This is a genomic window from Syntrophales bacterium (assembly GCA_030655775.1).
In the GTDB taxonomy this organism is placed as follows: Bacteria; Desulfobacterota; Syntrophia; order Syntrophales; family JADFWA01; genus JAUSPI01.
Genome location: JAUSPI010000172.1, coordinates 1 through 8,787 on the forward strand (window position 1 = coordinate 1; position 8,787 = coordinate 8,787).

Consider the following 8,787-nt stretch of genomic DNA (forward strand, 5'->3'; position numbering starts at 1 on the left):
ATGTTTTATAAAATCCTTTGTCAGAATATTTTTCCATGAAGTTATCCTCGCAGAAGAAGATGTATCAAGCCTTATGCCAGCTATTTCTACCTGCCCTGCGTGCATTCTCTGAGTAACTGTATACAGCGCTCTTTCTTTCACTGCATGAGGAATAATAAGCGGTAGAATTAACGTAATAATGACCAGGGGAACAACAATCACCAGCCTCCTCTTGCTGAAGTAGATCAGTGTAAGCAGCATAGGCCCCATTGCCAGCCAGGAACTTCTGGAAAGTGTTGCTAAAAGCGAGATTGCAATCAAGATCACCAGGACACCCAAAAATGTTTTTCGCTTCATCGAATCCGATGTTACCAGAAGCCCAAGAGTGATCGAAAGCATTAAAACAAGATACCCGCCAAGTGTATTCGGCTCACCACCAACCGTACCTTCAAACGGCGCCGTCACCCTGCCGCCGGCAGGTATCTGCAGTATCGCAATAACACAAATAACCAGACAAACCGCCAGCATGACCATAACAAAACGCTTAATCTGCTCCTTGTCTCTTAGGTGATTTACCGCCATAAAATATACGATAAAATACTCAAAATACTTTAAAACAAAAAATAGCCCCGTCTTCAGATTAAGCCTGCCCATTGCAAATCCAATCAAGGTTGATATAAGACAGACAACAATATAGAATAGAATCGGCCTGTTCAACGGGGTCTCCAGAAAAAGACCCAGCTCCTTTTTCATGGCACTTTTTGCAAACCAGCCTAAGCCTATAACCACCAGCAGGAGGTCATCAAATCGAATGGTAACGCCTCGCTCACCTGTTCCTCTGCCCAACAGATCCCCCACTATAAACTCCGGACTGAGGAGCATGGACACGATAAGAAGATACAGCGCTGCTTCCGCACTCAAGAAACCTGTAACAATAAGTACAAAAATCGCTATTATGAGCAGGGATATGTATATGGATGCTTTGGCAATAAGGAGACCGCCAAGGGCTGCTAAGATAACGAGGGCAAGTAAAAGGAATGCTGATTTTGCTTCGATTTGTCCATTTTCTGTTCTTATCATTTTGCCGGGAGACTACAAAGTGCTTGCCATGTTAATGTATGGAGGAAATAAATTAAAATCCCCCTGATCTCCCCCTTTACAATAGGGGGAGATTTACAGCGATCTCGCTTTGAGGAAGGGGGAGTTATTAATTCTAACTTTTATTTATAGCCTTTTGCCTTGTCTTTATACTTTTTGACAATATCATTAATGCTTTATTTCCTATCCTTCTGCGGCATTTCCTTTTCAACATCGTTCACCTTTTCGGCAACTATCCGATCTCCCTGCTTTTGAATCGTTCCATCCAGAAAAGACGGAACCTTGCCGGTGACAAAAGCCAGAACAAAACCCAGTATAAGACAAACAAAGGTGATTATAACCAGATATCGTAATTCATTCTTGAAAGTGTATTTTTTCTTTTTCACCTTCTTGTATTTACGTTTCTCACCCATGCTTTAAGCATCCGCTAGCTAATAAAAATCCTGCGCCCAAAATCATGGCATAGTAAAAAAGTCCCTAAATCAAAAATAATACCAAAGGCCACTTACGTAACCATAAGCAATTACTGGATTCCCGCTTCCGCGGGAATGACAAAACAATAGAAATTCAACTTTTTACGAGATCATCAAAAACGATGGACTCGTAAAAAGTCGCGAACCGGGTCATTGCGAGAAGCGTAGCGACGAAGCAATCTAATGAATACAGCCAGTTATGGTGCACAAGATTGCTTCGCTCCGCTCGCAATGACGTCTTTTTCAACTTTTTACGAGGTCATCAAAAACAATAAGCCGCCAGAATAATCTGCACATCCTATTTCTTTCTTGGGAGCCATTCGGACATGCGGCCAGGAATCGACAGTAATTTATCCCAAAATGATTCTTTCTGCCTTCCCTCGCCTTTTCCTTCACCGTAATAGTAATAATTGTAATAATCCTGACGGGTAAAATCAGGACTTACCTCCGCTTTCAGGCCGTTAAGAACAATACCAATGACCTTTGCCCTGACATTATCGAGCTGTGCTTTAGCCCTTTTCAGTACAGCCCGGCCAATTATTCCCACACGATACACGATAACCACACCATCCACCATGGAACCATAAATAGCGGCATCGGTTGCGGAAAGAAGCGGCGGGGCATCCATTAAAACGATGTCATACTCGGATTTTACCTGTTCAATCAGTTCTGTAATTCTTTTAGAACCGGCCATTTCAGCGGGATTAGGGGGCAAAGTTCCGCTCGTCACAATGTATAGGTTATCCATTCCGGGGGTTTTTATAATATCTTCCATACTTATTTTCCCCGTCATGATATCCGTAATGCCCCTTACCGTATCTTCCAGTGAATAGTTTCCGAGTATTATATCCGACAGACCAGGCACCTGATCAATGCCAAACACATTGGCAATCATAGGTTTTCTCATATCTCCGTCAATAAGAAGGGTTTTATTGCCGGCTTGAGCCATGGTAACAGCAAGATTGGCCACTATCGTAGTTTTACCTTCCCTGGGAGAAGAACTGGTAAAGACAATAGTCTTTAAATTACTCTCCAGGCCGACAAAGGTCAAATTCGTTCTGAGTGCCCTGTAACTTTCCGCCAGCGTCGATTTTGGCGCAAAATGTGATACGATCCTCGAATACCTCTCTGCAGTTTTGTCATCCATCTCATCAGGACTTTCCTTGTCCTTGAGGAGTGTTTCCTTGATTTCCTGGATACTGACATGAGGGATAATCCCCAGAACATTAACACCTGTAATCTCTTCAACCTCTTCGATGGCAGCTATAGAGGTATCAAAAGTCTCTACCACAAAGGCAAAGACCATGCCCAGGATTAATCCGATAAGGGTCCCAACAGCACCGGTTGCCATTGTTTTTGGCGGATTTATCGGTTCGGTCGGTTCTAAGGCAGGCCTTACTATCTGTACTTCTTCTATCTTTTCAGCCTCTTTTATAAGCACTTCCTGATATTTCTTTTCTAAAAAGATATAAACTTCCTTGTTGACACCCACCGTTTGTTCCAACCTTGCCAGCTGCAATCCTTTCTCCGGCAGCACCTTAATCTGCTTATCCATCTCATCAATGTTCTTTTCCAGATTCTTTATGCTCTCTCCAAGGATCTTTTTCTGGGAGGAAAGCTGGGCTTTCATATTCACCACTATTTCTTGGATCTGCTTGTTAATCTCTACAACCTCAGGATAATTCTCCGTGTATATGAGAAGCAGAGAATCCCTCTTCAACATGAGGCTGACGAGACTGTTATTGAGACTTTGGTAAAGACTCGATGCCTCACTAATATAGTAACTGGTATTTGAAGTCAGTGGCCTGTCCCCTGCCCTTTCAAGCAGTTTTTCTATATTGTTTATCTTTTTATAGTTTTCCAACGACCTTTCATAATTTGCCTGTAATGCTGTCATCTGACCCAGCATGGTGGAGGTTTGAGAACTCAATGAAATCAGTTTGTTCTCTTCCCTGAACTTCCTGACTGCTTCTTCGGCATTTCTCAATCTCTCTTTGACGGTCGTCAACTGGCTCTCGATAAACTTTTTCGCTTCAATTGTTCTCTTGTTAAGATCGAGGACATGATGTTCCTTGTAAACCTGGGCTATGGTATTGGCTGCCCGCTGGGCAAACACTGGGTCTTGCGAGGTGGCCAGTATATTTATGATATTGCTGTAACCTTCCTGTTCCGTCTCTAAATTTTTTCTCAGATCCAGTATGACACTTTGATACTTTTTATTAGCACGCACTTCTTCGGATGGAAGATCAGGGGGTATAAGGCCGAGTCTCTTTGCAGCCGTTTCCATAACATAATAGCTTTTTATTATGGCAGACTGGGTCTGCATATAATCCGTCTGAGACCAGGAAACTGTCTGGAGGTAAAGCCCCGTGACGGAACCGCTTTGCTCAACCTTTACGCTGGCAGTTGCCTGATACAAATAGACAGGCTGTGCCAGAATCGAAAGCAATAAACTGAAAACCCCCAAAGCAACCGTGGTAAAGACGATAATAAACTTTCTCTTTCTGAGAACACGCCAGTAATCTCTGAGGTTCAAATCATATTTTGCCATATTGAAAACCCTTCTAAAGTTGACAAATGATTGATGGACTCGTAAAAAGTCGAAATATGCACAATTTTGTCATTCCCGTGAAAACTGGAATCCAGTCTTTTCAAGTGTTTAGCCCTCTATGGATTCCCGCCTACGCGGGAATGACAGCCTTTTTACGAATGCATCAATGATTCGCAAGTTCAAAATCCTAATCAATCTTCTTAAAACGAAGCATGGTGTCCGGATTAAAATATGCATCTCTGTACTTGTCAGGATAGAGCAGATAATCCAGAAGCGGCGTGGTATTTAATATAAATTCATTAATGTCGCCTATAGCCGTTCTTGGAACATAAACCACATCACCATTCTGAAGGGACACATTCTGGGCTATGTCTCCCTTTTTCAATATTTCATCAAGATTTGCAGAAAGTATAATCGGGTTCTCCCGATCTTCCTCGTAGCCCCTGATGATTTTTATATCCGAATCCACAGCTACCCTGGTCGTGCCGCCTGCCTTGGATACAGCCGCCAGAAGATCATATGCATCCTTGAGCCTGTATATTCCCTGGGTTGCTACCTCTCCGAAGACATATACCCTCTCTCCGTAAGTTGGAAGCTCCGGGACCGTTACGAGATCGCCATCATCCATAACAACATTCTGACTTACATCCCCCTGGAACATTGCCTTGTACAGGTTGACTGTATAGCTTTTCCCACTTCTCACCACTTCCACACGCCTGAGATCCGCATTCGCAAATTCCTCACCTGAAATTGGTCCTCCTGCCATTACGATAAAGTCAAGTATTCTCGTTTTGCCCGTTAGAGGATACTTTCCGGGACCGGTACCAATACCGGCAATTGACGTATCAAGACGGTTAATCTGTCCGAACAGAAGGGCGGTTTTGCTTCTATACTCTTTAACCACAACATCAATCCTCGGATTTCTTATATATTTTTTAAGCGCATTCGTCAGTATTTCATCCACCTCATGGGAAGTATGTTCTGCTACTTGAATGTCGTCCATATAGGAATAGGATATCTTTCCATCCGGCCTGACTAAAGTGGTATACGGTACAGATTTGGCTCCCTCCCAGAAAGTAATGATTAGAACATCACCAGGGCCTATCTTGTACTCGGGAACACCCCGTCTCTCTGTAAACACACTGTTTTCCGTAACCTGGCTCATCCGGGCAACTTCTTTTTCCATCTCTTTTTTCCGCTGCATATCTGCTTCTTCAGCTGCCTTTGTAGGCCTGAATTCCTTCACCGGTATACCCCTTGCCTCGAAGGTACACGATGAAATAAACATAACAGAGAAACCTATAAACAATGCTAAAATTATATTTACTGTCCTGCAAAACATCGCGCCATTTCCCCTTAAACTCTTTATCAAGTCTGATGCACTCGTAAAAAGTCTTTTTTTGTCACCCAAAATCATGTCCTGAACTTGTTTCAGGATCATTCAGGGTCTCTAACTTACTGAAATAATTAGATGCTGAAACAAGTGAGATCCTGAAACGAGTTCAGGATGACAAATGATGCAGTTTATTACTTTTTACGAATTAAGTCTTATTTAACTTTAAATATATACCTGAGCATAAACACAAATTTTTTTCATTAAATCAAAAAATATGAAAAAAGCAATATTTATCTTGAATTTAAACATCTTATCATTTATTATTTCAGTTATTGCAAGGTAAAATATTAGTAAATCCTGCAAATGTTTCGAAATCTACCCATTATGGGGCTTGTGACGCATTGATTTTAGGGTAGAAAAGCGGCTGGGTTGGGTGCGAAAGAGAAACTTGCCGTATGTGGAATTTGAAATTTTGTTAAACAAGTTAACATAATGATGCTTTCGTAAAAAGTCTTTTATTGTCACCCTGAATCATGTCCTGAACTTGTTTCAGGATCATTCAGGGTCCCTAACTTATTGAAATGTTTAGATGCTGAAACAAGTTCAGCATGACAAAGGACACATTTTAAGACTTTTTACGAGACTGTTAACATAATGGAACCGATACTCCTATGGTAAGATATTCTGACATCATAAAAAAAGACATCAAAAAAAGTGGGAGGGGCGACCCCAAATATCCCATAGATACCAAAAAAGCAGATGATTCTTTACGTTTCAGTACCTTAAAGGAATTTAGCACATCTTCAGAATTAAACGCCCTGCCTGCACAAAAAGACGCTGAATACATGAAAAAACTTCATGCAACCATCGTGGCTTATCTCAAGGAAGTCCAGAGACTGGTCAAAAATGATGAAGACTTTGACATCAGTCCGGCCGTTGATATCGTCAAGCACATCATAAATACGCCCGATTTGATTGAAAAATTTTACCAATCAACAGCCCTTAATGATTATAATAATCAAAATGACTACTTGATTCTGCATCTGATTAATGTCATGACAAGCAGTCTCAAGATTGGAACAGGCATGAAATTTTCCAAGAAAGAACTCCTTGAACTTGGACTGGCTGCGCTATTCTACGATATAGGGTTCTTCAAAGTACCGGAGAACATATTGGAAAAAAGAGGAAACCTGACAGAATCCGAGTTAGATATTATGAAAAAGCATACCGAATTCGGGAAAGATATTCTGTCTCGTTTTCAGACTGAACACCCTATGCTGCCCCGGGTAGCCTATGAACATCATGAAAGAGAAAATGGCAGTGGTTATCCCGCACAGTTAAAGGAAGATGAGATATGCGAATACGCAAAAATAATGGGGCTGGTTGATACCTTTGATGCCATGATTAACAACCGACCTTACAGAAAAGCATTCGAACAGCATGTTTCAATTAAAGAACTGGTTGAATCAAAAAATACCATGTTTTCTTCAAAGATAATCAAAGCATTTCTTAATGAAATAGGCATTTTCCCCATCGGAAGCTATGTCAGGCTTAATAATATGGAAATAGGCAAAGTTGTCGCAACCAGCAAGAGTCATCCCCTGAAACCAACTATCAAATTTATCTTCGACATCCATGGAAAGAAAGTGCCCGGCAAAACCGTAATCAAACTTGAAGAACACCCCGTTTTATACGTCACAGCCGCTGTTTCCGAAAAAGACCTTCCTACAGAATAAGAGCTTCACATAACCACTTTCCTGGTCATTGCGAGGAGCAACGCGACGCGGCAATCTACTCGTAATTACAGACAATTTGAGATTGCTTCACGTTCGTTCGCAATGACACTATGCGTATTTTTCAATGGTCTCAAAACGAACTGCCGTCCGTCTGCTGGCAGGCAACCAGAAAGCGATAATAATCGCTTGATTTCAGAAGCGTCTGATGGCTGCCGATCGCAACGAGTCTGTTCTCGTTCAAAAGGAAAATACGATCGGAATGCTCTATGGTGGAGAGCCTGTGGGCAACTACTATAAGGGTCTTGCCCTGTATAAGGTCGGGAAGCGACTGAAAGACTGATCTTTCCGTCACACTGTCCAGTGCGGAGGCCGGTTCATCCAGCACAAGGATATCGGGATTTTTGATGAGCGCCCTTGCGAGAGCCAGTCTCTGTTTTTCCCCTTCCGACAGATTAATCCCCTTTTCGCCGATCAAGGTTTCATAGCCGGCCGGCAGACTTTCAATAAAATCATGTATGCCGGCTGTTTCGGCGGCCTTGATAATGTCCGCTTTCTTTGCCTCGGGATTGCCGTAACAGAGATTTTCAGCGATAGTGCCGGACAAAAGCAGTACACTCTGGGAAACATAACCAATCCGGCTCCGCAGGGAACTCACCTCGCAATCCGACACCGGCAGATTATCAAAGAAAATTTCACCGGAAACAGGCCTGTAGAAACAGAGTACAAGGCTTAAAAGGGTCGTCTTTCCCACACCGCTTGGCCCCACAAGGGCAACCCGCTCTCCCGGTTCTATTACAAGGGAAACATTTTCGAGCACCGGTTCACGCTCATCGTAAGAAAAAGAAACGTCCCTGAACTCAATCTTTCCTGCCAATTTCTCAACCTTCCTGCCAACACCCACATTCTCCTCAATAGTGATATCGAAAAGTGCGGACACTCGCTCAAGGGCGGCAAGCGCCTTCTGGAGCTGAAGATTCGCTGAGGCTAAAAATTGCGCCGGCCCGAAGACGTAGCCCAGATATGCCAGAAAGGCAAGGAGAGAACCAAGGGTCCACTGACCATTAATAACCCAGTAGGCCCCTAATGCCAGGACAGCGCCCTTGGCAAACCACGGCATGGAATTGATCACCAGACCGGCCACTGAACTGACTGTTGACTCTTCCAGTGATATTTGAAAGACCTTCTTCAATTCGGCTACAATGTTTTTTCCCGCACGATCCTCAGCAGAAAATGCCTTAATCAGAGGAACAGAGGTAAGTGACTCCTGAAGACGGCTTGACACATTGGCCTCCTGCTCCATACTCTCATGACTCAAAATATGGATCTTCCCGGAAAAAAAGCGAATACTATAAAAAAGTCCGGGAATAACGAAGACAACCCCGATGGCAAGTCTCCATTCAAGATAGAACAGAAATCCCAGGCCGCCGATGAATCGAAGCACATTGCTGATCATGTAAACAATAGTACCGGAGAAAAACCAGCGCAGTTCCTCTACATCGGAGGAAAGCCGTGACATGAGATAGCCCGTCTTGTTTCTGTCAAAAAACGCCTTGGGAAAGCGCAGCGTCCTGTCAAGAAGGGCCTTCTGAATATCGAGAATAATCACCTGCTCCA

At 43.0% G+C, this 8,787-nt stretch carries 6 protein-coding genes; 1 reads left to right on the top strand and 5 read right to left on the bottom strand.

Annotated elements, in window-relative coordinates; genetic code table 11:
- The 4 genes from Q7J27_09300 to Q7J27_09315 form a co-directional block, all read right to left on the bottom strand.
- Positions 1–1,059, bottom strand: a 1,059-nt coding sequence (locus tag Q7J27_09300) for an O-antigen ligase family protein (GenBank protein ID MDO9529343.1), incomplete at its 3' end; no start/stop codon positions are given.
- 194 nt (positions 1,060–1,253) lie between these two features.
- Positions 1,254–1,490: a hypothetical protein gene (locus Q7J27_09305; protein ID MDO9529344.1), complete on the bottom strand. Its 237-nt coding sequence runs from the start codon at positions 1,488–1,490 to the stop codon at positions 1,254–1,256.
- A 358-nt stretch (positions 1,491–1,848) separates the two neighbouring features.
- Positions 1,849–4,101: a polysaccharide biosynthesis tyrosine autokinase gene (locus tag Q7J27_09310; GenBank protein MDO9529345.1), complete on the bottom strand. Its 2,253-nt coding sequence runs from the start codon at positions 4,099–4,101 to the stop codon at positions 1,849–1,851.
- Positions 4,102–4,288: 187 nt separating this feature from the next.
- Positions 4,289–5,542, bottom strand: a complete 1,254-nt coding sequence (locus Q7J27_09315; protein ID MDO9529346.1) for a polysaccharide biosynthesis/export family protein — start codon at positions 5,540–5,542, stop codon at positions 4,289–4,291.
- Between the two features lie 566 nt (positions 5,543–6,108).
- On the opposite strand from Q7J27_09315, the gene Q7J27_09320 reads away from it, so the two are divergent.
- Positions 6,109–7,173 carry an HD domain-containing phosphohydrolase gene (locus Q7J27_09320; protein ID MDO9529347.1) on the top strand — a complete coding sequence of 355 codons (1,065 nt, stop codon included), beginning with the start codon at positions 6,109–6,111 and terminating at the stop codon, positions 7,171–7,173.
- Between the two features lie 130 nt (positions 7,174–7,303).
- Here Q7J27_09320 and Q7J27_09325 read toward each other — a convergent pair.
- On the bottom strand, positions 7,304–8,787 hold a 1,484-nt coding region (locus Q7J27_09325), incomplete at its 5' end, for an ABC transporter ATP-binding protein (protein MDO9529348.1).